This window comes from Bradyrhizobium sp. UFLA05-125 (assembly GCF_059803515.1).
In genome coordinates this window covers 142502-168329 of record NZ_JBANBJ010000010.1, presented here as the reverse complement: position 1 = coordinate 168329, position 25828 = coordinate 142502, and the positions used below count along the sequence as shown (strand labels likewise).

Annotated in this window: 20 protein-coding genes; 14 read left to right on the top strand and 6 right to left on the bottom strand. The window is 65.4% G+C overall.

Annotated elements, in window-relative coordinates; genetic code table 11:
- Positions 1–1224 (top strand): serine protease (locus tag SO156_RS13255; RefSeq protein WP_498535067.1); only part of this gene is annotated, 1224 nt, incomplete at its 5' end.
- Between the two features lie 5 nt (positions 1225–1229).
- Here the strand turns inward: SO156_RS13255 and SO156_RS13250 are convergent.
- Complete coding sequence (locus SO156_RS13250; protein WP_498535066.1) at positions 1230–1847, bottom strand: TetR/AcrR family transcriptional regulator; 618 nt, start codon at positions 1845–1847, stop codon at positions 1230–1232.
- A 120-nt stretch (positions 1848–1967) separates the two neighbouring features.
- Here SO156_RS13250 and SO156_RS13245 point away from each other — a divergent pair, with 120 nt between their 5' ends.
- Both SO156_RS13245 and SO156_RS13240 read left to right on the top strand, forming a co-directional pair.
- The gene (locus SO156_RS13245; RefSeq protein WP_498535065.1) at positions 1968–2648 is read left to right on the top strand and encodes a hypothetical protein; all 681 of its coding nucleotides are present in this window, start codon (positions 1968–1970) and stop codon (positions 2646–2648) included.
- Positions 2649–2980: 332 nt separating this feature from the next.
- Positions 2981–3724, top strand: coding sequence for a nucleotide-binding protein (locus SO156_RS13240; protein WP_498535064.1), 744 nt, complete (start codon positions 2981–2983; stop codon positions 3722–3724).
- Positions 3725–3842: 118 nt separating this feature from the next.
- On the opposite strand, the gene SO156_RS13235 is transcribed toward SO156_RS13240, so the two are convergent.
- Both SO156_RS13235 and mutM read right to left on the bottom strand, forming a co-directional pair.
- Positions 3843–4409, bottom strand: a complete 567-nt coding sequence (locus tag SO156_RS13235) for a GNAT family N-acetyltransferase (RefSeq protein ID WP_498535063.1) — start codon at positions 4407–4409, stop codon at positions 3843–3845.
- A 6-nt stretch (positions 4410–4415) separates the two neighbouring features.
- Entirely contained in the window at positions 4416–5321 is a 906-nt protein-coding gene (gene mutM / locus SO156_RS13230; protein WP_498535062.1) for a bifunctional DNA-formamidopyrimidine glycosylase/DNA-(apurinic or apyrimidinic site) lyase, read from the bottom strand.
- A gap of 81 nt (positions 5322–5402) precedes the next feature.
- Here mutM and ubiE point away from each other — a divergent pair, with 81 nt between their 5' ends.
- The 11 genes from ubiE (at position 5403) to trxA (ending at position 22351) form a co-directional block, all read left to right on the top strand.
- Positions 5403–6164 carry a bifunctional demethylmenaquinone methyltransferase/2-methoxy-6-polyprenyl-1,4-benzoquinol methylase UbiE gene (ubiE, locus tag SO156_RS13225; RefSeq protein ID WP_498535061.1) on the top strand — a complete coding sequence of 254 codons (762 nt, stop codon included), beginning with the start codon at positions 5403–5405 and terminating at the stop codon, positions 6162–6164.
- A complete protein-coding gene (gene ubiB, locus SO156_RS13220) occupies positions 6161–7735 on the top strand; it encodes a 2-polyprenylphenol 6-hydroxylase (RefSeq protein ID WP_498535060.1) in 1575 nt (524 codons plus the stop codon). Before ubiE ends, ubiB begins: the two co-directional genes overlap by 4 nt.
- Positions 7736–7791: 56 nt before the next feature.
- Positions 7792–9243, top strand: coding sequence for a bifunctional phosphopantothenoylcysteine decarboxylase/phosphopantothenate--cysteine ligase CoaBC (gene coaBC, locus SO156_RS13215; RefSeq protein ID WP_498535059.1), 1452 nt, complete (start codon positions 7792–7794; stop codon positions 9241–9243).
- Positions 9240–9698 carry a dUTP diphosphatase gene (dut, locus tag SO156_RS13210; RefSeq protein WP_498535058.1) on the top strand — a complete coding sequence of 153 codons (459 nt, stop codon included), beginning with the start codon at positions 9240–9242 and terminating at the stop codon, positions 9696–9698. Before coaBC ends, dut begins: the two co-directional genes overlap by 4 nt.
- A gap of 193 nt (positions 9699–9891) precedes the next feature.
- Positions 9892–12396 carry a PAS domain-containing sensor histidine kinase gene (locus SO156_RS13205; protein ID WP_458150224.1) on the top strand — a complete coding sequence of 835 codons (2505 nt, stop codon included), beginning with the start codon at positions 9892–9894 and terminating at the stop codon, positions 12394–12396.
- Positions 12393–13916, top strand: coding sequence for a tRNA (adenosine(37)-N6)-threonylcarbamoyltransferase complex ATPase subunit type 1 TsaE (gene tsaE / locus SO156_RS13200; RefSeq protein ID WP_498535057.1), 1524 nt, complete (start codon positions 12393–12395; stop codon positions 13914–13916). The genes SO156_RS13205 and tsaE overlap by 4 nt, the downstream gene beginning before the upstream one ends.
- Positions 13917–13993: 77 nt before the next feature.
- Positions 13994–14311 carry a PilZ domain-containing protein gene (locus SO156_RS13195; RefSeq protein WP_498535056.1) on the top strand — a complete coding sequence of 106 codons (318 nt, stop codon included), beginning with the start codon at positions 13994–13996 and terminating at the stop codon, positions 14309–14311.
- Positions 14312–14424: 113 nt separating this feature from the next.
- Complete coding sequence (locus tag SO156_RS13190; protein ID WP_498535055.1) at positions 14425–15147, top strand: nucleotidyltransferase family protein; 723 nt, start codon at positions 14425–14427, stop codon at positions 15145–15147.
- A gap of 169 nt (positions 15148–15316) precedes the next feature.
- Positions 15317–18463 (top strand): double-strand break repair protein AddB, encoded by a 3147-nt coding sequence (gene addB / locus SO156_RS13185; protein WP_498535054.1) that lies wholly within the window; start codon positions 15317–15319, stop codon positions 18461–18463.
- On the top strand, positions 18457–21966 hold the full coding sequence (gene addA, locus SO156_RS13180) for a double-strand break repair helicase AddA (RefSeq protein WP_498535053.1): 3510 nt from the start codon (positions 18457–18459) through the stop codon (positions 21964–21966). The genes addB and addA overlap by 7 nt, the downstream gene beginning before the upstream one ends.
- Positions 21967–22030: 64 nt before the next feature.
- Positions 22031–22351 carry a thioredoxin gene (trxA, locus tag SO156_RS13175; protein WP_027528295.1) on the top strand — a complete coding sequence of 107 codons (321 nt, stop codon included), beginning with the start codon at positions 22031–22033 and terminating at the stop codon, positions 22349–22351.
- Positions 22352–22513: 162 nt separating this feature from the next.
- Here trxA and SO156_RS13170 read toward each other — a convergent pair whose 3' ends face one another.
- From SO156_RS13170 to accD, 3 genes are all read right to left on the bottom strand, one after another.
- Positions 22514–23254 carry a metallophosphoesterase family protein gene (locus tag SO156_RS13170; RefSeq protein ID WP_498535070.1) on the bottom strand — a complete coding sequence of 247 codons (741 nt, stop codon included), beginning with the start codon at positions 23252–23254 and terminating at the stop codon, positions 22514–22516.
- Between the two features lie 118 nt (positions 23255–23372).
- Positions 23373–24716 carry a bifunctional folylpolyglutamate synthase/dihydrofolate synthase gene (locus tag SO156_RS13165; protein WP_498535052.1) on the bottom strand — a complete coding sequence of 448 codons (1344 nt, stop codon included), beginning with the start codon at positions 24714–24716 and terminating at the stop codon, positions 23373–23375.
- On the bottom strand, positions 24713–25654 hold the full coding sequence (gene accD, locus SO156_RS13160) for an acetyl-CoA carboxylase, carboxyltransferase subunit beta (protein WP_458144479.1): 942 nt from the start codon (positions 25652–25654) through the stop codon (positions 24713–24715). The genes SO156_RS13165 and accD overlap by 4 nt, the downstream gene beginning before the upstream one ends.
- Positions 25655–25828: the final 174 nt, after the last annotated feature.

Below are 25828 nucleotides of genomic sequence, written 5' to 3'. Positions count from 1 at the left end.
CCGTCCGAGACTGCGGACACCATGGCGCAGGCGGAGCGGCTTACGCTGCAATCTGACCTCGCCTGGGTCGGGCAATATAACGGCGCGATCACCGGCGACGTCAGCGAGCGCATGGTCAACGCCATCAAGGAATACCAGAAGGCGAATGGCGGCAAGCCGACCGGCGTGCTGAACCCGCAGGAGCGGGCCGCACTCGCCGAGACGGCGCGCAAGAGGCAGGAGAGCGTCGGCTGGAAAGTCGTGATGGAGCCGACCAGCGGCGCGCGGCTCGGCATCCCTGGCAAGCTCGTGCCGCAGCAGGCGAGCGATGCCAACGGCTCGAAATGGACCTCGCCGACCGGCACGGTGCAGGTGCTGCTCAGCCGCCGCAAGGAGGCGAACCCGACACCCGCAAAGCTCGCGGAAGTCGAGAAGAAGGAGCCCGCCGGGCGCAAGGTCGATTACACCGTGGTGAAGCCCGACTTCTTCGTGCTGTCGGGATTGCAAGGCCTGAAGAAGTTTTACGTGCGCGGCACCTTCAGGGGTGACGAGGTGCGGATCATGACGATCCTCTACGATCAGGCCATGGAAAACACCGTCGAGCCGGTCGTGATCGCGATGTCGAGCGCCTTCAACGCGTTTCCCTCGATGCCGCAGGCGGGACCACCACCGCGGAAAACCGTCGAATACGGCACCGGCATCGTCGTCACCGACGACGGCGCGATCGTCACCGACCGTCTCGTCACCGACGGTTGCCTCGCCCTCACCATCGGCGGCTACGGCAATGCCGACCGGTTTGCGGAAGACAAGGAACACGACCTCGCGCTGCTGCACATCTACGGCGCGCGCGGCTTGAAGCCGCTGAATTTGGCGAGTGGCACAGCCAAAGCGGCTGTCGATATCGTCGGCATCGCCGATCCGCAGAACCAGGGCGGCGGCACCGCCGTCTCGAGCCTCAAGACTGCGCTAGCGGCCGTCACCGGCGGCGATGCAGCGCTCTCGCCGGCGCCGGCGGTTGGATTTTCCGGCGGCGCCGCGATCGATGGTGACGGCAAGTTCGCCGGCATCGCATTGCTGAAACCGGCGGTCGTCGCAGGCCCCGCCAATCCGGCGCCTGCCGCGCAGGCCGTGATGGTGTCCGCCGATGGCGTGCGCAATTTCCTGAAGGCGAAGGATGTCACCGCCAATGGCAGCTCGACGGACGCAAAAGCGGCCGTCGTGCGAGTCATTTGCGTGCGGAAGTAGCCGAGTCAGCCGCGCCGGCCGATCAGGTAAGCCAGGGTCAAATCGTTCAGTTCGCGTTCGAGCCGCGCGAAGTCCCGAGGGCCATAGGCCATCGTTTGCGCGACATGCGTGATATGTTCGATGGTGTTCACGACCACGAACGCAGCCGTCGGCAAATCCCTGACCTCGAGCTCCGCGCGATGCGCGGCCAGCAACTCCACGACTGATTGGAGGATGTTGCGCTTGAGTTCGGCGATACGCGCGGGACGTCCGATCCGCGGCAGCTCCTCGATGATCGCGCGGCGCAAGCGCGGATTCTCCGCATGCGCTTGCATGGTCGCGCGGATCAACGCTTTCACCAGGCGCGGCAAGTTATCGTGAGGCGCCGCATTCACCCCGGCCGCAATGACCGCCGCCATGGATTCGGTGTGGCGCACGGCGACTGCGCCGACCATCGCGGTCTTGTTCGGAAAATATTGATAGAGCGATCCGACGCTGACGCCCGCCACCTCTGCGACGCGGTTGGTGTTGACCGCCTCGAACCCCTCCTTGGCCAAAATGCGAGCCGTCGCGTCCAAAATCGCGGTGACGGTCGCCCTGGCGCGGTCCTGCTTCGGCGATTTTCTCGGCTCTGTCGGGCTCATTGGGACCTCTCGGAGAGCATCCGGGAATGCGAGTTGGAAATACCGAGCATTTGCTCATATTTGACGGCACCGATCAAATCTGCACCCCGTGTGGGGCAGCCGCTTACGGAGGCACGGACAATGAGCAGGACGGAACGCAGCACAGTCATGCTGGGAATCGCCGGCGGGCTGCTCGCCTTGATGCTTTTTGCGCTGGCGCTGGCCACGCAGGGGTCGCAAGGGTTGTTTCAGATCAACCGCCCGGCAGCAGATTACGCGACATTGCTGGTGCAACGCGCGCCATTCTTGCGCACCGACCTCGGATTGGATTTCATGTTCATCGTCGTCTATTCCGCCTTCTTCATCTCACTCGCGCTGGTGCTGAAAGCCTGGGTCGCCGACAAGCCGTTCCGGACCAATGTCGCGACCGTCGTCAATTTCGCGATCGGGGCGATCCTGATCACCGGCGTGCTCGACGCGATTGAAAACGCGCATTTGCTTGCCATGCTCGCAATGGCCGAGCAGGGCCAGAGCATCGGACAGGGCGAGATCGCCGGCCAGATGGTCGAGAGCCAGATCAAGTTCATGTTCAGCTATTTCGGTCTGTTCGTGCTCTCTTTCGCGCTGCCCGAGGAGGCCGCGATCGAAAAGCTGATCGTCATGGTCTTCCGCTGGATCCAGCTTCCGGTCGGCATCGGCATCTTCGTGCTACCTCCGGAGCTGGTCCGGCCGCTGTTCATCTTCCGTGCGATCTTCTTCTTTGTCGGCCTGTGGGCGATGGCAGGGATCATCGTGCAGCGGGCACGGCGGCGGAGAGCGTGACATTCACCTCAGGACCACCATGCCGCGGCTCGAGCCACCCGCTGCTTCTGACAACTCAAAGGCCGTCGCCGCACGATCGCGCCAATCACCGCCCACGCTCTTTTACCTCGTTGTGCCCGGCGATGAGCACTTCATACGTACGACTACTGATCCAGTAGTCCTACGGATTAGCTGGCATCCCCTATTCCACCATCATCGTACCGTTGATTCGGACATCCGCGATCCCTTTGGATCGGGCCGGGCACGTCCTGAGCGAGAAGAGCTCAGCATCCGTCGATGCACGTTCGCGTGGCGTTACCCAGGACTCAGGCATTCCAAAGGATACATCATCCATGCATACCATCGTACTGGCCACCCAAAAGGGTGGCAGTGGCAAGAGCACTCTTGCCATCGGCCTCGCACTGGCCGCAAGGCAGGCCGGATTCAGCGTTCGCCTGATCGAGACCGACCCGCAGGGAACGCTGTCGAACTGGCGGCGCCGCCGCACCACGGCTGAGCCTGTGGTCGAACCGATCTACCAGGCCTCCAACATCGAGCCACGCCTGAAGATGCTGGCGGAGAGCGGCCTGCAGCTCGCGATCGTCGACACCGCGGCCGGCCTCAGCGCCGCGACCACGGCAGCGATCCGCCATTCCGATCTGTGCCTGATCCCATCCCGGCCCACGGTCGCTGACATCGAAGCCACCGCCTCGACGCTCAGCGTGGCCCGCGCCTGGAAGCGTCCCTTCGGCTTCGTGCTGAACCAGACGCCGATCCGTGGCCAGCGCATCGACAATGCGGCCAATACTCTCGGCGAGGAAGCCGCGCTCGACCTCGCCGATGTGCTCGTACGCCCGCTGATCGTGATGCGCAACGATCACCAGGACTCGCTTGCCGCCGGCCTTGCGGTCAGCGAATTCGCGCCCGGCAGCAAGTCGGCGGACGAAATCCGCGGCCTCTGGCAGTGGATCGAGACCCGGCTCAATCTCGCGACAACGACCAATCTCTTGATCGATCAGGTTATCTCGGCCGCAAACGGCATGGTGCACGCCGCCGCCGAGATCCCGTCGAACGAGAGGGCCACGCTGGCGTCCTGAGTAGGGCGATCGCTCAGACGACAGCCGGGCTTGCCTCTACCGGTAAAGGGAAGCCCAGGCGACGAAGCAATCCGGCCACCAGCCCGGCCGGATTGCTTCGCTTCGCTCTTTGCAAACGTCACGTGGCTAGGGCTGGCCCCTCCAGCAACCAGGCTTCGCGCCGCACGATCCACCTTTCGGACTTCGACTGTCCGCCGTGATGGGCGAGCTCGATGAAGCCGACGAACTCCGCGCCGGTCTTCTGCTTGACCCGGCGTGAGGCCTCGTTCGACGCGGCGTTGCAGACGTAGAAATGGTCGAGGCCAAGCGTGAGAAATGCGAAGTCGTTCACCGCCGTGATCGCCTCCGTCATCAATCCGCGCCGCCAATAAGGTTCGGCCAGCCAGAAGCCACGATTGCCCTTGGCGCCGTCGGCTCGAGGGCGGAAATGAATGTTTCCGATCGCCTCGCCGTCACCGCCCCGCAGCACCAGCACCCAATGATGGATCTCTTCACCCGCTGAGATCTTTTCGAGCTGCTGGCGGATAAAGGTTTCAGCGCCATCCGCCGGATACGGCCAGGGGACGACCATGGCGAGATGCCGGATGATGTTCCAGTTGTTGAAATGGCGCTGGATCGCAGGCGCGTCAGCCAATGCCAGCGGACGCAGAATCAGGCGTTCGGTTTCAAGCAAGGGCGTCTGCATCGCTGGCTACTTCTGACATTTCGGGCACCAGAACGTCGATCGTCCGTTCTGGGTGAAGCGCTTCACGATGCCGCCACAGCCCGGCGTCTTGCACGCCTCGCCTTCGCGATCATAGACCTTGAAGGAATGCTGGAAGTAGCCGAGCTCGCCAGAGGTCTGGCGATGATCGCGCAAGCTCGAGCCTCCTGCCTTGATCGCGTCATTGAGCACTGCGTGGATCGCTCCGACCAGCTGCCTGGCGTGATCGGTCGCCTCGCCCCCGGCAACGCCCTTGCGTTGTCCGGCCCGCGTGGCGAGCGTCGCGGCGATCCGGCGCGGCGACAGATGCGAGCGATGAAGCGCCTCGCAGACATAGATGTTGCCAAGCCCTGCCACCACGCGCTGGTCGAGCAGCGCGGCCTTCAGGCTGGTCTTCTTGCCGGCGCAGGACCGCGCCAGCATCGCCGCGTCGAATTCGTTGCCGAGCGGCTCGGGGCCGAGCCCGCGCAACAGCGGCTCGTCCTCCAGCGCATTGCGCGCGATCACTTTCATGTAACCGAAGCGGCGCGGATCGTTGAACACGATGTCGGCGCCGGAGGACATGCGAAACAGCACGTGGTCGTGCGTGGAGTCCTTGCCCTTGGGATAGTGAAATTCTCCCGGGGCCGCTGCATCATCCGGCTTGATCACGCGGAATGAGCCGGACATGCCGAGATGCATCAACAGCACGTCACCGGAGGCGAGATCGGCCATGAGATATTTTGCGCGCCTGCCGAGCCCGGTGACCACCTGGCCCTGCAGCCGCGCCACGAAATCCGGCTGAAAGGGAAACCGCAGATCGGCCCTGCGGGCCTCCGCCTTGACGATTTTTGCGCCTTCCATGACGGGCTGGAGGCCGCGACGGACGGTCTCGACTTCGGGCAATTCAGGCATGGTCGGGCATTCACCTTATGAGGGCGGTGTGATAGCGCCATTGCGGCGGCCGCGCTATGGTCCGCCTCGTGGAGTAGAGTAATGGATCGGCCGGGCGAAACCACGCATTTTGGCTTCAGGGATGTCCCCCTGAGCGACAAGCAGACACTGGTGAACGATGTGTTTCACAGCGTTGCCTCGCGCTATGACCTGATGAACGACCTGATGTCCGGTGGACTGCACCGGATCTGGAAGGAGATCATGATCAACGCGCTCGACCCGCCGCGGAGTGACCGGCCATTCGCGCTGCTCGACGTTGCCGGCGGCACCGGCGATATCTCGTTCCGCGCCGCCAAGGCGGCCGGCCCCGGCTTTCACGCCACGGTCTGCGACATCAACGCCAACATGCTTGCCGTTGGGCGCGAGCGTGCCGAGAAGCAGCATCTCGACACCCAGGTCGACTTCGTCGAGGGCAATGCCGAGGCGCTCGCCTTTGCCGATCGCAGCTTCGATGCATATACGATCGCCTTCGGAATCCGCAACGTGCCGCGAATCGATCTCGCACTTGGTGAGGCCTATCGGGTGCTGAAGCCGGGCAGCCGCTTCCTGTGCCTGGAATTCTCAACGGTCGAGATGCCCGGGCTCGATCGTCTCTACGACCTGTTCTCGTTCAAGGTGATTCCGCCGCTTGGCCGCATGGTGACGGGCGATGCCGAATCGTATCAGTATCTCGTCGAGTCCATCCGCAAATTCCCCAAGCCGAACGCCTTCGCCGACATGATCCGCGATGCCGGCTTCTCCCGCGTGAGCTGGCAGACCCTGTCCGGCGGCATCGTCGCATTGCATTCAGGCTGGCGTTTGTGATCTCTGCAATTACCCACATTGCGCGTCTTGCCCGCGCCGCGATCGTGTTCGCGCGCGAGGGCGTGTTCGGCGCCGTCGATCCGAGCCTGGTGCCGCCACCCGGACAGCTCGCCTTGAAGCTTGCGCGGCTCGTCGAACGGCGAGGCCCAAAGCATGGACCGCGGCTGTCCCGCGCACTGACCCGGATGGGCCCGGCCTATCTCAAGCTCGGCCAGTTCCTGGCAACACGCCCGGACGTTGTCGGCGTCGTCATGGCGCGCGACCTCGAAAGCCTCCAGGATCGCCTGCCCGCGTTTTCGCAAGCCGAAGCGGAAACCCAGATCGCAACCTCGCTGGAGCGTCCTCTGACGGAGGTGTTCGCGAGCTTCGGCCCGCCCGTTGCGGCAGCCTCGATCGCGCAGGTGCATCGCGGCGAGGTGGTACGCGACGGCGTGCGCAAGGCGGTCGCGATCAAGGTGCTGCGACCCAACGTCGCCGCACGTTTCCGGCGCGACCTCTCCGACTTCTTCTTCGTCGCGCACAAGGCCGAGACCTATTCGGCCGAAGCGCGCCGCCTGCGCCTCGTCGAGGTCATCAACACGATGTCGCGCTCCGTCGCCATGGAGATGGACCTGCGGCTGGAAGCGGCCGCGCTGTCGGAGATGGCGGAGAACACACGGGACGATCCGGATTTCCGCGTACCCACGGTCGATTGGGATCGCACGACACACAACGTACTGACGATGGAGTGGATCGACGGTATCGCGCTGAACGATCACGCGCGCCTGCAGGAGGCCCGTGTCGACCTGCCCGACCTCGGCCGCAAGATCATCCAGAGCTTTCTGCGCCATGCGCTGCGCGACGGCTTTTTCCATGCCGACATGCATCCGGGAAATATGTTCCTGGACGATGCGGGACATCTCGTCGCGGTCGATTTCGGCATCATGGGCCGGCTCGGCCTGAAGGAGCGGCGCTTCCTTGCGGAAATCCTGCTCGGCTTCATCACCCGCGACTATCGCCGCGTGGCGGAGGTGCATTTCGAGGCGGGCTATGTGCCCTCGCACCATTCAGTCGAGAATTTTGCGCAGGCAATCCGCGCCATCGGCGAGCCGATCCACAACCGCACCGCCGAGGAGATCTCGATGGCGCGGCTGCTCACGCTGCTGCTCGAGGTCACCGGCCTCTTCGACATGCAGACCAGACCCGAACTGATCCTGCTCCAGAAGACCATGGTGGTGGTCGAGGGCGTGGCGCGCGGCTTCGATCCCAAGCTCGACATCTGGAAGACTGCCGACCCGGTAGTGCGCGAGTGGATCGCGCACAATCTCGGCCCGGTCGGCCGCATCCAGGGCGCGATGTCCGGTGCCGGCGAGCTCGGCCGGATACTGGCGGGACTGCCAGCTATCGCCAGCCGCGCCGTGACGGTGCTCGAGCAGCTGGAAACCATGACCCGCGAAGGCCACATGCTGTCGTCGGACACGATCGAGGAAATGGCCCGTGCGGAGGGCCGCAAGGCCCGGTGGCAGACAATTGGCCTTTGGGTCATTGCCTTTTCCCTGGTTGGAATCCTGCTCGCCATCCGAGGGAACTGATTGCAATGCATTCATGATGTGATAGCATCGCTATCACCTCATTGGAGGCCCGCCTCATGGCCAGCCTGACCATCCGCAAGCTCGACGAAGGCGTCAAAACCTATTTGCGCCTGCGCTCCGCCAAGAACCGCAGGTCGGTCGAGGAAGAAGTCCGGGTCATCCTGCGGGAGCTGATCGAGGGCCGCGAGGAACCGCTGACGCCGTTCGCGGTGCCGCCGGCGGCGTCCGCCGCCCCCACATCCCCACGCACCAACGCTCTGCCCGAGGCCAGCGTCACCCTGATCATCGGCGGCGGGATCGCAGCCTACAAGTCGCTCGACCTGATCCGCCGGCTCAAGGAACGGCGCGTCGAGGTCCGCTGCGTGCTGACCAAGGCCGCGCAACAATTCGTCACGCCGCTGGCGGCGAGCGCGCTGTCCCATGAGCGCGTCTATACCGACCTGTTCGACCCCCAGAGCGAGTTCGATGCCGGCCACATTCGCCTGGCACGCGACTGCGACCTGATCGTGGTGGCGCCGGCGACCGCCGATCTGATGGCCAAGATGGCATGCGGTCATGCCGACGATCTCGCCAGCGCCATCCTGCTCGCCACCAACCGAAAAATCCTGCTGGCGCCGGCGATGAACCCGCTGATGTGGAACAACGCCGCGACGCGGCGCAACGTGGCGCAGCTCCGGCGCGACGGCGCGGTGATGATCGGCCCCAATGCCGGCGAGATGGCGGAAGCGGGCGAAGCTGGCGTCGGGCGGATGTCCGAGGCGATCGAGATCGCGGCTGCCGCCGAGCGATTGCTGCGGCCGCCCGTGCCGCGACCGCTCACGGGCAAGCGCGTGCTGATCACAGCCGGTCCAACGCATGAGCCGATCGATCCGGTGCGCTACATTGCCAACCGTTCCTCCGGCAAGCAGGGCTTTGCCATTGCCGCCGCTGCGCAGGCCGCCGGCGCAGAGGTGATCCTGGTGAGCGGCCCGGTCGACCTCGACGATCCCGACGGCGTCAACGTCAAGCACGTGGAATCGGCCCGGCAGATGCTGGAGCAAGTGCAGGCCTCGCTTCCGGTCGACATCGCCATCTTCGCCGCCGCGGTTGCCGACTGGCGCGTCGCCAATGAGGGCGAGCAGAAGCTGAAGAAGACGTCGGCCGGCATGCCGCCGCTTCAGCTCGTCGAAAACCCCGACATCCTCGCCACGATCTCGAAGCTAACGGAAAAGCGCCCGCCGCTGGTGATCGGCTTTGCCGCCGAGACCGAGCACCTCATCGACAACGCCAAGGCCAAGCTCGCGCGCAAGGGCTGCGACTGGATCGTCGCCAACGACGTCTCGCCGGCAACCGGCGTGATGGGCGGCGACCGCAACACCGTGCATCTGCTCAGCCGCAAAAGCGATGGGGAGGACGGCGAGATTGCGGTTGATTCCTGGCCGGTGATGACCAAGGAACAGGTCGCCACCGAGCTGATCGCGCATGTCGTAAAGAGCGTGGCCGGCAAATCCCTGGAGCCCGCATCTTGAGCACGAAGGTCACCGTCGAACTGCAACGACTGGCCCATGCCGAAGGCATACCACTGCCGGCCTACCAGACGGCCGAGGCCGCCGGTCTCGACCTGATGGCCGCCGTTCCCGAGAGCGAATCCCTGACGCTCGAACCGGGCAAACACGCGCTGGTGCCGACGGGCCTCGCGATCGCATTGCCGGCCGGGTACGAGGCGCAGGTGCGGCCACGTTCGGGGCTCGCCGCCAAGCACGGCGTCACCGTGCTGAACTCGCCCGGAACGATCGATGCGGACTATCGCGGCGAGATCAAAGTCATCCTGATCAATCACGGCGATACGCCGTTTGTCATCAAGCGCGGCGAGCGCATCGCGCAGATGGTGATCGCGCCGATGGTTCAGGCCACCCTGGTTCCCGTCGCCACGCTGTCGGCGACGGATCGCGGCGGCGGCGGCTTCGGGTCGACCGGACGCTGAACCTTCCACGAATTCGGATCAAATTGACCGCAAACTACGCGGTTGCCGTGGTGTGGCCCGCATTTTTTTGGGGCCACCTTTGCGTTCACGATCTGGACTCTTACCGGTCGAGTCACGAAGGGGATATTGTCCTTTGATTCGCGCGCGGCGGGGGAAAACGCCGGGCGAAGATTCGTGCGGTCTTGGGGCAATTATGTCAGGCGTGATCGTGTCGATGCGTCGGACGCTGCTGTCGTGCACGTCTTTGGCGCGCAACGGCCTGATCGGCGGCGCTCTCGCGGCGTTGCTTCCGGCTGCGCCGGCGAATGCCGCCGAGCTCATCGACACACTTTCCACACTGCTGGACTTCAACCGGCAGGAAGTCGCGGTGCTGGCGACCGCGCTCGCGTTGCTGGGCTTCTCGGTGGTCGCCGCGATCCTGTTGATGCGGACCCGCGTCCGCACTGCGAAGAATGAGGAGCGGTTGCAGACACGGATCGGGGAACTGCAACTGCAGGCCGATCGCTTCGGTGCGCTGCTCTTCGCCGAGCCGCAGATCCTGATCTCCTGGCCCGCAGGCGATAATCGCGCTCAGATCTCCGGCGACATCTCCATGGTGCTGCCCCGCGATTCCTCGCCGCAGCGCGTGCTGGCCTTCGGCACCTGGCTGCCGCCGGAGCCGGCGCTGCAGATGGATCACGCCGTCGATGCGCTGCGCGAGCATGGCGACGGGTTCCAGCTCAACCTGACCACAGCGAGCGGCCGCACGCTCGAAGCCATCGGCCGCGCCATCGGCGGCCAGGCCATCGTCAGGATTCGCGAACTCTCGGGGCTCAGACGCGAGCTCGCCGAAACCAATCTGCGCCACAAGGCGCTGCTCGACGAGACCGAGATGCTGCGCGGCTTTGCCGCCGCCAGCCCCTGGCCGATCTGGGCTAAGAGCGCGAACGGCGCGCTCGCCTATGCCAACCCCGCTTATGTGCGCGCGACTGAAGCTTTGAACGTCATCGACGCCCAGGAGCGCAAGCTCGAGCTCCTGGACAGCGCCGACCGCACCGACATGGAGCGTGGGCTGAGGGACGCGGCCAACTTCACCTCGCGCCTGCCGATCGTGATCGGCGGTGAACGCCGAATCTATGACGTGCGCGCCGTCAATGTCGGCGATGGCAGCGTCGGCGTCGCGATCGACGCCAGCGAGGCGGATGCGCTGAGCTCGGCGCTGGTGCGGATGGCGGAGGCGCATCGCCGCACCCTCGACCAGCTCTCCTCCGGCGTTGCCGTGTTCGACGGACAGCGGCGGCTTGCCTTCTACAACGACTCCTATCGCCGGCTCTGGGATCTCGACCGTACCTTCCTCGATGCCAATCCCGATGATTCCAGCGTGCTAGACCAGCTCCGCGCTGCGCGAAAACTGCCGGAGCAGCCGGATTTCCGCGCCTGGAAGGCCAAGCTGCACGAGGCCTATCGCGCGGTCGAGACCGCCCATGACACCTGGTTCCTGCCCGACGGTCGCGCACTCTCGGTGGTTACCACGCCCAGCCCCGAAGGCGGCGTCACCTATCTGTTCGACGACGTCACCGAGAGCCTCGACCTTGCCCGGCGCTTCGACGGCCTGATCCGCGTGCAGCGCGAGACGCTGGACAGTCTCGCCGAAGGCGTCGCGGTGTTCGGCAGCAACGGCAAGGTCCAGTTGTCGAACCCGGCCTTCGCGCGGATGTGGAAGCTGTCCAACGAGGCGTTGCGCGAGCAGCCGCACATCCAGGCCGTGGAGGGCTGGTGTCAGCCGCTGTTCGATGAGGCGAACGTCTGGCGGCAGATCCGCGAGGCCATCACCTCGATTGAAAATCGCGTCGATGTGCCGCTCAAGCTGGAGCGCAAGGATGGCAGCGTCGTGAACGGCATGATCCGGCCGCTGCCCGACGGCGCCACCATGCTGACCTTCCAGGACATCACCGACACCGAGAATGTCGAGCGCGCGCTGCGCGAGCGCAACGAGGCACTGGAAGCCGCCGACCAGATGAAGGTGGATTTCGTCCACCATGTCTCCTACGAGCTGCGCGCGCCGCTCACCACCATCATCGGCTTCGCGCATTTCCTCAGCGATCCCTCGACCGGTCCGCTGACGGCGAAGCAGGCCGAATATCTCGACTACGTCACCAAATCGACCAACGCGCTGCTGGCACTGACCAACAACATCCTCGATCTTGCGACCATCGACGCCGGCGCGATGAAGCTCGAGCTCGGCCCGGTCGACGTCTCCAAGACGATCGAGCTTGCAGCAGAAGGTATCCAGGACCGGCTCGCCACCGACCGCATCCGCCTCAAGGTCGAGATCGCTCCAAACGTCGGCGGCTTCGTCGGCGACGAGAAGCGCGTGGTGCAGGTACTCTATAACCTGCTCGCCAACGCGGTCGGCTTCTCGCCGCAGGATTCGATCGTCGGCATCAGCGCGCGCCGCACCGAGCGCAGCGTGGTCTTCACCGTGACAGATTCCGGGCCTGGAATACCTGCCGACATGAAGGACAAGGTGTTCAACTGGTTCGAAAGCCGCTCGCAGGGCTCGCGCCATCGCGGCGCCGGGCTCGGCCTGTCGCTGGTGCGCTCCTTCGTCGAGCTGCATGGCGGCAAGGTGCGGGTGGATTCGATCGTCGGCAAGGGCACGACCGTGACCTGCGATTTCCCGACCGACCAGGCGGCGCATCGCGACGCCGCCGAATGACCGCATCGACGACATTCTCCGTCGCGCTTTTCAACGAGACGGCCACCGCACAACTGATGGCCGACGTCGCGCTGCTGGTCAGACCCGGCGACGTCATCACGCTCTCCGGCGATCTCGGTGCCGGCAAGACCGCGGCCGCACGCGCGATGATCCGCTATCTCGCGGACGACGAGACGCTGGAAGTGCCGAGCCCGACCTTCACGCTGGTGCAGGGCTATGAGCTGCCGACGTATCCGGTGCTGCATGCCGATCTCTATCGCGTCGAGGACGAAGGCGAGCTCGAGGAGATCGGGCTGTCGCCACTGCCCGAAGCAACGCTCGTCCTCGTCGAATGGCCCGAGCGCGCGCCGTCCGCCTTGCCTCCGGATCGCATCGACATCGCGCTCACGCATCGGCCGGCGCTTGGGTCGACCGCGCGCGCGGCCGATATCACGGGCTACGGCAAGGCCGCAGCGACGGTCGCACGGCTGAAGGCGCTGCGCGAATTCCTCGACAGGTCGGGCTTCATGGAGTCAACGCGGCGGCGCATGAATGGCGACGCCTCGACCCGCTCCTATGCGCGGCTGCTCCGCGACGACGGCATCGTCATCCTGATGAACTTCCCCAAACGCCCGGAGGGCGCTGCGATCTACAACGGCAAGTCCTACAGCGCCGCCGTGCACCTGGCCGAGGACGTCAAGCCCTTCGTCGCGATCGACGAAGGCCTGCGCGAGCAAGGCATCTCCGCGCCTTTCATCCACCATTCCGATCTCGACCATGGCTTCCTGATCACGGAGGACTTTGGCAGCGAGGGCGTCATCGAAGGCGACCCGCCGCGCCCCATTGCCGCACGCTACGAGGTCGCAACCGACGCACTGGCAGCACTGCACGGCAGGGCGCTGCCGGAGGTATTGCCGCTGTCCGGTCATGACGACTACGCCATTCCCGTCTTCGACACCGAGGCACTCCTGATCGAGATCGGGCTGATGCCGGAATGGTACCTCCCCGATCGCGATGCCCCGCTGAGCGAGGAGGGGCGCGCGGAATTCTTCGCGATGTGGCGCGAGCTGCTCGCAAAGCCATTGGCGGCGCCGAAGACCTGGGTGCTGCGCGACTATCACTCGCCCAATCTGATCTGGCTTGCCGACCGCACAGGCATCGCGCGTCTCGGCGTGATCGACTTCCAGGACACCGTGCTCGGGCCGCGATCCTACGACGTCGTATCGCTGCTCCAGGACGCCCGCATCGACGTGCCAGAGAGCCTCGAGCTGACGCTGCTGTCGCGCTACATCAAGGCGCGCCGTGCCGGCGATGCCGGCTTCGATCCGGCGGGCTTCGCCGAGCTCTACGCCATCATGTCGGCGCAGCGGAACACGCGCCTGCTCGGCACCTTTGCGCGTCTCAATCGCCGCGACGGCAAGCCGCATTATCTGCGCCACCAGCCGCGGATCTGGACCTATCTTCAGCGCTCGCTGGCCCATCCGTCACTGGCCCATATGCGCGACTGGTACCTCGCCAACGTTCCGCCGCCGAAAGGCTGATTTACCGGCCGTTAGCCATCGCAGCCGTAATCTCGCCCGCTGGAGGCCGCAAAGATACGAGCAGGAAGCGAGGACGCATGGCAGCGAGCACCGAACGACGCAAAGGCGATCGCGTCGTCTTCGAGCGCGGGATACCTGCCCACATGATGGGGATCGACGGGACCTGGCGGCGCGATTGCACCATGGAGGACGTCTCCGAAACCGGCGCCAAGCTCACCATCGAGGGCTCGGTCGAGGGCCTGCATCTCAAGGAATTTTTTTTGCTGCTGTCGTCCACCGGATTGGCCTACCGGCGCTGCGAGCTGGCCTGGGTCAATGGCGATCAGATCGGCGTCAACTTCCTCAAACAGGGCGACAAAAAGAAAAAGACGCGGTCCACATCCGTGGGAGCTTGATTGCAACACCCGTCGTACAAACGTCATCCCAGGTGATTATGGCGGTTCGGTCGGCTCATCCGCGTGCTAGGGTTGCTGGGGCCGCGAAACTGAGGTTTTCGAGAAGGTCAGGCATGCCCGTCAAACCGACCAAAGCCATGGTGCTCGCAGCCGGCCTCGGCCTGCGCATGCGCCCCCTGACGGAGAAGATGCCGAAACCTCTGGTCAGCGTGGCGGGCCAGCCGCTGCTCGACCATGTGCTCGACAAGCTCGGCCAGGCCGGCGTCGCTGAAGCCGTGATCAACGTGCACTATTTGCCGGACCAGATCATCGACCACGTCGCGAGCCGCAAGCGGCCGCACGTGACCATCTCGGATGAGCGCGACCAGGTGCTCGGCACCGGCGGCGGCGTGGTCAAGGCGCTGCCGTTGCTGGGCGATGCCCCGTTCTTCCACGTCAATTCCGACACGCTGTGGATCGACGGCGTGCGCTCCAACCTCGAGCGGCTTGCGGAGAATTTCGATCCGGCGCGGATGGACATCCTGTTGTTGATGGCGCCGACTGCGAGCAGCATCGGATATAGCGGCCGCGGCGATTACTCGATGCTGCCGGATGGCACCCTGCGGGCCCGCCGCGAGAACCAGGTGGTGCCGTTCGTCTATGCGGGCGCGGCGATCATCTCGCCAACGATCTTCGCCGGCGCCCCGCAGGGCGAGTTCTCGATGACAAAAATGTTCGACCGCGCCGGCGAGCAGGAGCGGCTGTTCGGCCTCCGCCTCGACGGCCTGTGGATGCATGTCGGCACTCCTGATGCCGTGCACGCCGCCGAAGAGGCGTTTCTGGAGAGCGTGGCTTAAGGCCCACGGTCGACTTCGTAGGGTGGGCAAAGCACAGCGTGCCCCCCTCTTCTATCAAACGATCGGACTCAGAAGTGGTGGGCACGGTGCAAGCGCGCCTTTGCCCACCCTACGAAGTGCTGCTAACAGCGGACCATGATGCATCCTGCGTCGGCGAATCAGGCAGCACATGCGCGTTTTCACCGTTCCAGTCTCGGTTCCCTTCCTGCGCACCGTCGTTGCCGCGCTGCTCGACGGCCGGCTGGTCGATGGCTTTGAGGCGCGCAAGGAACCGGCACGGCTGGCGGACGCGACGCTCTATCTGCCAACGCGGCGCGCGATGCGCGTGGTGCGCGAGATCTTCCTGGAGGAGATGAAGGCCGACGCGGTTGTGCTGCCGCGCATCGTCGCCCTCGGCGATATCGACGAGGACGAGCTCGCCTTTGCCGACGAGGCCGAGCAGTTTTCCGGCACGACGCCGCTGGAGATTCCACCACGATTGGGCGAGCTCGAGCGCAGGTTGACGCTGGCGCGCCTGGTCGCGGCCTGGGCCAAAGGCGAGGTGTTGGCGCCGCTGGTGGTCGGCGGCCCGGCCTCGACGCTGGCGCTCGCCTCGGATCTTGCTCGCCTCATCGACGACATGGTCACGCGCGGCGTCGACTGGAGCGCGCTCGACGGGCTCATTCCCGACCAGCTCGATCAATACTGGCAACACTCGCTTCAGTTCCTGCGCATCGCGCGGGAGGCCTGGCCGAGCCATCTCGCCGAGATCAACCGCATCGAACCCGCGGCACGGCGCGATCAACTGATCGCCGCGGAAGCAAAGCGGCTGACAGCGCATCCCGCAGGGCCCGTGATCGCAGCGGGCTCGACCGGTTCGATGCCGGCCACCGCGAAATTCCTGCACGCGGTTGCCTCGCTCCCGCATGGCGCCGTGGTGCTGCCGGGGCTCGACACCGATCTCGACGAGGACGCGTGGCGGACCATCGGCGGCGTGCGCGATGCGCTGGGCAAGTTCGCGGAACATCCCGCCTCGAACCATCCGCAATATGCGATGCACGCGCTGCTGCAACGTTTTGGTATCAAGCGCAGCGACGTCGACATCCTCCAACCACCGTCGGAAGGTGGACGCGATCTCCTGGCCTCCGAATCGATGCGGCCGTCAAGCGCGACCGAGAAATGGCACGACCGGCTGAAGCAGAGCGATGTCGCCGGCAAGATCGCCGCCGGCATGAAAGGGCTTGCCGTCGTCGAGGCGCCCAATCCCGAGATGGAAGCACTCGCGATCGCGATTGCGATGCGGGAGGCGCGGCATCTCGACAAATCCGCAGCTCTGGTGACACCAGATCGCGCGCTTGCCCGGCGGGTGATGGCGGCGCTCGCGCGCTGGGATCTCGCCTTCGACGACTCCGGCGGCGACGTGCTGATGGAGACCTCCGCCGGCACGTTTGCACGCCTCGCGGCGGAAGTTGCGACCAAGGGCCTGGAACCACCGACCTTGCTCGCGCTCCTGAAGCATCAGCTGTGCCGGCTCGGCGCTGTGCCCGGCGCGTGGACGGCCGCGATCGAGGGCCTGGAGCTCGCGGTGTTGCGCGGCACGCGCCCGCCGCCCGGCACGGCGGGGCTCTCGCGCGAGTTCACCCGTTTCCGCGATGAGCTTGCAAAACTCTGGCGCAGCGAGGTCTCGGCGCTGCATCGAGGCGAGCCCCGCGCGCGGCTGCAGGCCGAAGACCTCGATCGTATCCAGGCGCTGATCGCGGCGTTGCAAACGGCGCTGGCGCCGATCGAGAGCCTGGCACCGTCAAAACCTTGCGATTTCGCCGAGCTCGCGCATCGCCATCGCGAGATCCTGATCGCGCTGTCGCGCGACGAGCAGGGCGTTGCGCTTGCCTTCGAGGACCGCGAGGGACTGGCGCTTGCCGCCGCCTTCGATGACCTCCTGCGCGGCGGGACAACGAGCGGGCTGGTCGTTCCGCTGCCGGATTATGTTGACGTGTTCCACACCGCATTCGGCGACCGCGCGGTGCGGCGGCCGGACAAGCCCGGCGCACGGCTCCAGATCTATGGTCCCCTGGAATCGCGCCTGATGCAGGCCGACCGCATCATCGTCGGCGGGCTTATCGAAGGCGTGTGGCCGCCCTCGCCGCGCATCGATCCCTGGCTGAGCCGCCCGATGCGGCATGAGCTCGGCCTCGACCTGCCGGAGCGCCGCATCGGCCTCTCCGCGCATGACTTCGCGCAGCTGCTCGGCGCCGACGAGGTGATCCTCACCCATTCCGCCAAGGCCGGCGGAGCGCCGGCGGTGGCCTCGCGCTTCCTGCATCGGCTGGAAGCAGTTGCGGGTGCCGACCCCTGGAAGGCGGCAAAACGAGCCGGCGAAAAATACGTGCAATTCGCTGACGCGCTGGACCGGCCCGACGAGGTCAGGCCGATCAAGCAGCCCGAGCCGCGGCCACCGCGCGCAACGCGGCCGCTGAAGTTGTCGGTCACCGCGATCGAGGACTGGCTGCGCGATCCCTACACGATCTACGCAAAATACATCCTGCGGCTCGATGCGCTCGATCCCGTCGACATGCCGCTCTCGGCCGCCGATCGCGGCTCTGCGATCCATGATGCGCTGGGCGAGTTCACAGAAGCCTATGCCGCCCGCTTGCCGCAAGATCCAGTGCGTGTCCTGCGCGCGATCGGCGAAAAGCACTTTGCGCCGCTGATGGAGCGGCCAGAGGCGCGAGCGCTGTGGTGGCCGCGTTTCCAGCGCATCGCCCGCTGGTTTGGCGAATGGGAGCAGGCGCGGCGCGGCGCGATCGAGGCGATCGCCGCCGAGACTCGCGGCGAGATATCAATCCTGCTCGACAATGGGCGCACGTTTTATCTCTCCGCGCGCGCCGATCGCATCGAGCAACGCCAGGGGGGCGGTTACGCGATCCTCGACTACAAAACCGGCCAGCCGCCGACCGGCAAGCAGGTGCGCATGGGATTGTCGCCGCAGCTCACGCTGGAAGCAGCGATCCTGCGCGAGGGCGGTTTTCCCGACATCGACGCCGGCTCATCCGTCAGCCAGCTCGTTTACGTTCGCCTGAGCGGCAACAATCCGCCGGGCGAAGAGCGCATTCTCGAGCTCAAGATCAGGCCGAGTGACACACCGCAGCCGCCGGACACCGCAGCCGCGGAAGCACGAAACAAGCTGGAAGCACTGATCCGCGCCTTCGAGGATGAGAACCAGGCCTACACCTCGCTGAACCTGCCGATGTGGACCAACCGCTACGGCAGCTATGATGATCTCGCACGCATCAAGGAATGGTCCGCTGCCGGCGGCTTGGGGGTGGAGGAATGGTGAAGGCGCCCCGTCCCATCCCCGATGCCGTGCGCGCGACGCAGGCGCGTGCGTCCGACCCGAACGCATCGGCCTTCGTGTCGGCCAATGCCGGCTCGGGCAAAACCCATGTGCTGGTGCAGCGCGTGATCCGCCTCTTGCTGTCGGGCGTGCCGCCGGAAAAGATTCTCTGCATCACCTTCACCAAGGCGGCGGCTGCCAACATGGCCGAGCGGGTGTTCACCACGCTCGGCCATTGGGTGACGCTGGATGACGCCGCACTCGACGATGCAATACGTGCGGCCGGTATCCCCTATCCCAGCACAAAGCTGCGCCGCGAAGCGCGAAAACTGTTCGCCTGCGCGCTGGAGACGCCGGGCGGCCTGAAAGTGCAGACCATCCACGCGCTGTGCACGCGCTTGCTCCAGCAGTTCCCGTTCGAGGCCAACGTACCGGCACGCTTCGCCGTGATCGACGAGCGCGACCAGACCGATATGATGGAGCGTGCCAATCTCAAGGTGCTGCTCGAGGCCTCGCGCGATCCCGATAGCGTCACCGGCCGCGCCTTGCTCACGGCGATGGCGAACGCCGCCGATGTCACCTTCAAGGAGGTCGTGCGTGAAGCTTGCCTCAGCCGCGATCATTTCATGGCCTGGACGGATACAGCCGGCAGCGCCGGGGCAGCTGCTGCGGAGATGGCGGCTGTGCTGGGCGTCGATATCGCTGACCGCATGGAGGATATCGAGATGGAAATTCTCGATGGTCCGTTCCTGCCGCGATCGCGCTGGGATGACATCGCCCTTGCGCTCGAGGACGGCAGCAAGTCCGACAACGACCAGGCAGAGCGCTTACGCGCCGCAAAAGTGTTTTCCGGCAGCGCGCAGGTCGATGCCTATCTCAGCGTCTTCCTCACCGACGAGAAACTGCCGCGCAAGGCCGTGCTGACCAAGAAGTTCGGCGATCACAATCCGTCCGTCGCGCGCCTGTTCGAGGCCGAGGCGCAGCGGCTCGGCGGACTGATCGAGAAGCGCCGCGCGGTCAGCGTGCGCGATCGCACCGAGGCTCTGCTGCATATTGCGACCGCAGCGGCGGCGAACTACCGCCGCGAGAAGCAGGAGCGCGGCCTGCTCGACTACGACGATCTCATCGACAAGACGCTGACGATGCTGAACCGCGTCAGCTCGGGCTGGGTGCACTACAAGCTCGACCGCGGCGTCGATCACGTGCTGATCGACGAGGCGCAGGACACGAGTCCGCGGCAATGGGATATCGTCGCGCACATCATCTCCGAGTTCACGGCCGGAGAAGGCGCGCGCGAGGGACTGAACCGCACCATCTTCGCCGTCGGCGACGAGAAGCAATCGATCTTCTCCTTCCAGGGTGCTGCGCCGCACGAATTCGACGCACGCCGGCGCGAGCTGCATCGCAAATTCACCGCTGCCGGCCTGAAATTCGATCCCGTCGCGTTCACCTATTCGTTCCGCTCGGGCGCGACGATCCTGCAGTCGGTCGACCACGTGTTTCGCGAGCCCGAGATCTACAAGAGCATCCACGCGATCGAGATCGGCCATCCCCTGCACAATGCGCTCAGCGATGCCGGCCCGAGCCTGATCGAGCTCTGGGATCTTGCGGAAGCCGACGACAGGCAGGACATCGAAGGCTGGCGCGCGCCGTTCGACGGCGTCTCCGTCACCAGCCCCGAGGTCAAGCTCGCCCGCCGCATCCAGGCCGAGATCAAGCGTCTGGTGGAGAGCGGCACGCTGACGGGACACACCGGCGAGCGGCGCCCGTTACGCTATGGCGACATGCTGATCCTGGTGCGGCGGCGCGGCAACGCGTTCGACGCGGTGATCCAGGCGTTGAAGCATGCCGGCATCCCCGTCGCCGGCGCCGACCGGCTAAAGCTCACCGAGCACATCGCGATCATCGATTTGATGAACCTTGCCGATGCGCTGCTCCTGCCGCAGGATGACCTTGCGCTCGCGGTGGCGCTGAAGAGCCCGCTGTTCGGCCTCGATGACGACGATCTCTTCGCACTCGCCTGGGATCGCAAAGGCCCATTGCGCCGGGCGCTGGCTGAGCACGCGCGAACAAGCGAGAAATTCGCAACCGCGCATCGCCGGCTGGAAGCCTGCGAGGCCCGCGCGCGCAACGAGACGCCGTTCGCCTTCTATGCCTGGCTGCTGGGGGGCGACGAGGGCCGCGCACGCATCCTGCGCCGGCTCGGCCATGAGGCCAACGACGCGCTGGACGAATTTTTGGAGCTCGCGCTGAACTACGAGCGCAAGGCGCCGGCCTCCCTGCAAGGTTTCATGGCCTGGCTGCGCTCGGCCGACACCGAGGTGAAGCGCGACATGGAGATCTCGCGCGACGAGGTTCGCGTCATGACCGTGCACGGCGCCAAGGGGCTGGAAGCCTCCGTGGTGTTCATGGTCGACACCACGTCCTCGCCCGCGGACACGCAGCGCCTGCGCCTGATCCATGTGCCGCGCGGCAATGGCGGTGAGGTCGTGGTCTGGGCCGGGCGGAAGGCGGACGATCCGAAACCCATCATCGACGCGCGCAAGGCAATGCTCGAGGAGACCGAGGACGAATATCGCCGCCTGCTCTATGTCGCGATGACACGCGCGGCCGACCGGCTGATCGTCGGCGGCTGCATGCCCGGCAACATGAACACGGTGCGAAGGCTGTGCTGGTACGACCTCGTCGACAAGGGGCTTACCGGTTCCGGCCTTGAGAGGCAGACGATCGAAACGCCGCTCGGCAAGGTGACCCGCTTTGCCCGTCCGGAGGACGTCGCGCCGCTCGGCACACCTGCGGCTTCCGTGAACGAGACAATCGCGCTGCCAGACTGGCTGCGAAGCCCGGCGCCGAAAGAAATCCTCGATGACGATCCGGTGCGCCCCTCAGGCCAAGCCGCCGGGGGAGGCCGGGCTGTCCGGACGGGCGAATCGGTCCAGTGCCGGGCCCTTGCACTGCAGCGCGGCACGCTGGTGCACCGGCTGCTGCAATCCCTGCCCGACATCGCCACCGACCGCCGGCGCGAGGCCGCGCTCGGCTTCATGGCGCGCAACGCCGCGGACTGGCCGGAAGCCGACCGCGTGGCGCTGGCCGACAAAGTGCTCGCCTTGATCGCCGCGCCACGTTTTGCCGCCGTGTTCGCCGCCGGCAGCCGGGCGGAGGTCGCGATCGTCGGCCGGCTGGAGCGAGCCGGCCGGGCGCCGGCGCTGGTGTCGGGCCAGATCGACCGGCTGGTGGTGACCTCCGAGGAGGTCCTGATCGTCGACTTCAAGACCAACCAGACGGCGCCGAAGAGCGCCGCGGAGGCGCCGGCGGTTTATGTCCGCCAGCTCGCACTGTACCGGGCCGTGCTCTGCCGGCTTTATCCCCAAACGCCGATCAGGGCGGTCCTACTCTGGACCGAGGCCCCTGAATATATGGAGATTTCCGCTCCCGCGCTGGACGCGGCGCTGGCATCCCTTCATGTCGGCGTGAGCGTCCTTGACCCGGCAAGGCGCCGTTCATAGGTTCACGGCATGATCTCGGGCGCGATTCCCGTCGCGCCCTTCTCTCATTGTGCGAGGTATCCCCATGGCCGTTGGTAAGGTTTCTGATTCCGATTTCGAAGCCGAAGTGCTCAAGGCGAACGGCCCGGTGGTCGTTGATTTCTGGGCCGAATGGTGCGGCCCCTGCCGCATGATCGCACCCGCGCTCGACGAGATCGCCGGCGCGATGGGCGACAAGGTCAAGATCGTCAAGCTCAACGTCGACGAGAGCCCGAAGACCGCATCGAAGTACGGCGTGATGTCGATCCCGACCCTGATGATCTTCAAGGGCGGCGAGATGGCCTCCCGCCAGGTCGGCGCGGCGCCGAAGGCGAAGCTCCAGCAGTGGATCACCGCTGCGGTCTGATCTCGCTTAGCTGACGATTATTTTCGACAACGGCCGGCGAAATGCCGGCCGTTTGGTATTGCCCGTAGCCCGGATGGAGCGAAGCATAATCCGGGGCCTTCATCGCTTGTGGCACGATCCGGGATTGCGCTCCGCTCCATCCGGGCTAAACGGCGAAAGTGTCTATCTGATCCATCCGGTCGCAAGCGCATTCGCGAGCTCACCCTGACCATTGCTGCGTGCGAGGACGGCCATGGCCTCGTGATCATATGTGACATGGCGGAACGTCACCTGCCAGGCACCGTTCACCAGCTCAAGGATCGCATAGCGCGCGTGCGGCGTGCCGGCTTCGACGACGTGCGGATGCGGATGCTTGTCGCGATAGCCGGGGCTGCCGACGCTGCCGGGATTGACGATCAGCCGGCCGTCGCGCAGCCGCACGGCCCGCGCAAGATGCGTGTGCGCGCAAAGGATCAGCGATTGCGCGATGCCTTTTGCGAATTGCTCGATGCGATCCAGCGGTGACATTGCGACCGTGCCGTCGGGATGAACGGAATCGAGCCAATAGACCTCATCGTCCTCGGGTGTCGCATGGCACAGGAACACCTGGTCGCGAAACACGCGCGTCATCGGCTGCGCGCGCAGCCAGTCGAGATGCGAGCTATCCAGCTGCGCATGGGCGGGACGATCCCATGAGCCCATCTTCTCGGGCGGACGGTAGAGCAGATAGCGATCGTGGTTGCCGAGCACGTGCACGGCGTCCAGAGGCATCAGGATATCGATGGTTCGACGCGCATCGAGTGGCCCGCTCAGCATGTCGCCAAGATTGACGATGTCTTTGATGCCGTGCGCGCGGATGTCGGCAAGCACCGCCTCCAGCGCGAGGTAATTTCCATGGACATCGGCAATCGCGGCAAAACGCATCGTCATTCCCCATCTCGTGCCCCGGACGCAGCGCGGCACGCAGTGATGCACTGCTGAGCCGGGGCCCATCTGGCCTTGCTGGGTCCCGGCTCTGCGTCGCGTCCGGGACACGAGAGATTTATGCAGGAGGCGTGCCGTTGATCCCGAGCACATGGCCGGCAAGATAGAGCGAGCCGGTGATCAGAATGCGCGGCGGCACTTCATAGGCGAGCCGTGACAGCGCGCGCAGCGCTGCCTCGACGCCGGGCGCTGTCTCGACGCGCATGCCAAAACTGCGCGCAGCATCCGCAACACGGTCGACCGGCATGGCGTTCTCGGCCTCCGGGATCGGCACCGCGATGATGTGGCGGGTGAGGCCGGCGAAATTGGCCAGGAAACCGTGCGCGTCCTTGTTGGCCATCATACCGGCGATCACGACCAAAGGACGCGACACCCGCTCCTCGAGATCGCCGAGCGCGGCGGCCGCGACGCGGCCACCCTCCGCATTATGTCCGCCATCGAGCCAGATCTCGGAGCCCTGCGGCCCCCAGCCGAGCAACGCACCGGAGGTGATCCGTTGCATCCGCGCCGGCCATTCGGCGCCGACGATACCGGCTTCGAACGCTGCATGATTGATCTTGAAGGCGCCAACTGCGCGCAGCGTTGCGATCGCAAGGCCGGCATTGTCGAACTGGTGACGGCCAAACAGGCGCGGCGCCGCAAGATCCATCAGGCCGCGATCGTCGGAATAGACCAGACGCCCGTGCTCGACATTGACGTGCCAGCTCTCGCCCGCAGCAAACAGCGGCGCACGCATGCGCTTGGCCTGCGCCTCGATCACCGCCATCGCCTCGCCCGTCTGCTCGGCCGATATCACGGGCACGCCGCGCTTGATGATCCCCGCTTTCTCGGCGGCGATCGCGCTCAAGCTATCCCCGAGGAAATCCGTGTGGTCCATGCTGATCGGCGTGATCACGGAAGCTGCCGGCGTGTCGATCACGTTGGTCGAATCGAGCCGTCCGCCGAGGCCGACTTCGAGCAGCACCACATCGGCGGGATGGTGTGCAAACATGTGGAAGGCAGCCGCGGTCTTTAGCTCGAACACGGTCGCGGGCTCGCCGGCGTTGACGCGCTCGACCTCCTCCAGCGCGGCGCGCAACTCGTCGTCACCGACAAGCACACCGCCGCCGACGCGGCCAAGCCGAAAACATTCGTTGATACGAACGAGATAGGGCGAGGTATAGGCGTGGACCCGCAAGCCGGCGGCCTCCAGCGTCGCGCGCAGATAAGCGAGCGTCGAGCCCTTGCCGTTGGTGCCGGCGATGTGGATCACCGGCGGCAGCTCACGTTCGGGATGTCCGAGCCGCTCGAGCAGTCGGTGCATCCGCTCGAGCCCAAGATCAATGCGTTTCTGATGCAGGGCTGACAGCCGCCCGATCACGTCACCGAGCGACGGCTTTGCGCTATCGGCGGAGGCGTTCACGCGTGCGGTGCGGCCGGCGCCACGTCGGGGGCCGATACGATCTGCGCCGCGCTCGTCACCGGCTGCGCCGATTTCGACCCGCCGTCCAGCGCCGGCGACCTGGTCAGCAAACGGCAGAGCCGCGCCAGGGTGGGACGCAAATCATGGCGGTGCACGACCATGTCGACCATGCCGTGCTCCTTCAGGTACTCAGCGCGCTGGAAACCTTCGGGGAGCTTTTCGCGGATGGTCTGCTCGATGACGCGGGCGCCGGCAAAGCCGATCAGCGCGCCGGGCTCGGCAATCTGCACGTCGCCGAGCATCGCATAAGACGCGGTGACGCCACCGGTGGTCGGGTTGGTCAGCACCACGATATAGGGCTGCTTCGCCTCGCGCAGCATCTGCACGGCGACGGTCGTGCGCGGCATCTGCATCAGCGACAAGATGCCTTCCTGCATGCGTGCGCCGCCCGAGGCTGCGAACACGATGAACGGCGACTTCTTTTCGACCGCGAGCTCGAGCCCGCGCACAATGGCTTCGCCCGCGGCCATGCCGAGCGAGCCGCCCATGAAGTCAAAGTCCTGCACGGCGATGACGACGGCGGCACCTTCGAGCTTGCCGTAACCGACCTTGATCGCATCGTTCAGGTTGGTGCGGGCGCGCGCATCCTTGATGCGGTCGGCATATTTCTTCTCGTCGCGAAATTTCAGTGGATCGGGAGCGACCTCCGGCAGAGCGACGTCGAACCAGGTCTCGTTGTCGAAGATCGACTTGAGTCGGGCCACCGCGCCCATGCGCATGTGATAGTTCGAGCCAGGAATGACGAACTGGTTGGCCTCGACATCCTTGTAGAACACGAGCTGCCCGGAATCCGGGCATTTGATCCACAAATTCTCCGGCGTCTCCCGCCGCAGCATGTTGCGGATCTTCGGCCGGACCACATTGGTGAGCCAGTTCATGGTTTGCTCCGATTAGCCATCCCGCAGGAATCGCCTGAAGAGATATATGGCGGCCGGGACTTCTCCCGGCAAGCCGCCGTGTGGTCCGCGTTAGAGCATGATCCGGAAAAGTGTGAAGCGGTTTTCCGACAAGATCATGCTCAAACAAAGAGCTAAAGCGCGATGACAATTCAA

Coding starts and splice junctions, on each gene's coding strand:
- accD (WP_458144479.1), bottom strand. CDS start 25,654: ATGAACTGGCTCACCAATGTGGTCCGGCCGAAGATCCGCAACATGCTG.
- SO156_RS13235 (WP_498535063.1), bottom strand. CDS start 4,409: ATGCAGACGCCCTTGCTTGAAACCGAACGCCTGATTCTGCGTCCGCTG.
- addB (WP_498535054.1), top strand. CDS start 15,317: ATGCGCGTTTTCACCGTTCCAGTCTCGGTTCCCTTCCTGCGCACCGTC.
- coaBC (WP_498535059.1), top strand. CDS start 7,792: ATGGCCAGCCTGACCATCCGCAAGCTCGACGAAGGCGTCAAAACCTAT.
- addA (WP_498535053.1), top strand. CDS start 18,457: ATGGTGAAGGCGCCCCGTCCCATCCCCGATGCCGTGCGCGCGACGCAG.
- SO156_RS13250 (WP_498535066.1), bottom strand. CDS start 1,847: ATGAGCCCGACAGAGCCGAGAAAATCGCCGAAGCAGGACCGCGCCAGG.
- tsaE (WP_498535057.1), top strand. CDS start 12,393: ATGACCGCATCGACGACATTCTCCGTCGCGCTTTTCAACGAGACGGCC.
- SO156_RS13240 (WP_498535064.1), top strand. CDS start 2,981: ATGCATACCATCGTACTGGCCACCCAAAAGGGTGGCAGTGGCAAGAGC.
- mutM (WP_498535062.1), bottom strand. CDS start 5,321: ATGCCTGAATTGCCCGAAGTCGAGACCGTCCGTCGCGGCCTCCAGCCC.
- SO156_RS13170 (WP_498535070.1), bottom strand. CDS start 23,254: ATGCGTTTTGCCGCGATTGCCGATGTCCATGGAAATTACCTCGCGCTG.
- SO156_RS13205 (WP_458150224.1), top strand. CDS start 9,892: ATGTCAGGCGTGATCGTGTCGATGCGTCGGACGCTGCTGTCGTGCACG.
- trxA (WP_027528295.1), top strand. CDS start 22,031: ATGGCCGTTGGTAAGGTTTCTGATTCCGATTTCGAAGCCGAAGTGCTC.
- SO156_RS13195 (WP_498535056.1), top strand. CDS start 13,994: ATGGCAGCGAGCACCGAACGACGCAAAGGCGATCGCGTCGTCTTCGAG.
- ubiE (WP_498535061.1), top strand. CDS start 5,403: ATGGATCGGCCGGGCGAAACCACGCATTTTGGCTTCAGGGATGTCCCC.
- SO156_RS13245 (WP_498535065.1), top strand. CDS start 1,968: ATGAGCAGGACGGAACGCAGCACAGTCATGCTGGGAATCGCCGGCGGG.
- SO156_RS13190 (WP_498535055.1), top strand. CDS start 14,425: ATGCCCGTCAAACCGACCAAAGCCATGGTGCTCGCAGCCGGCCTCGGC.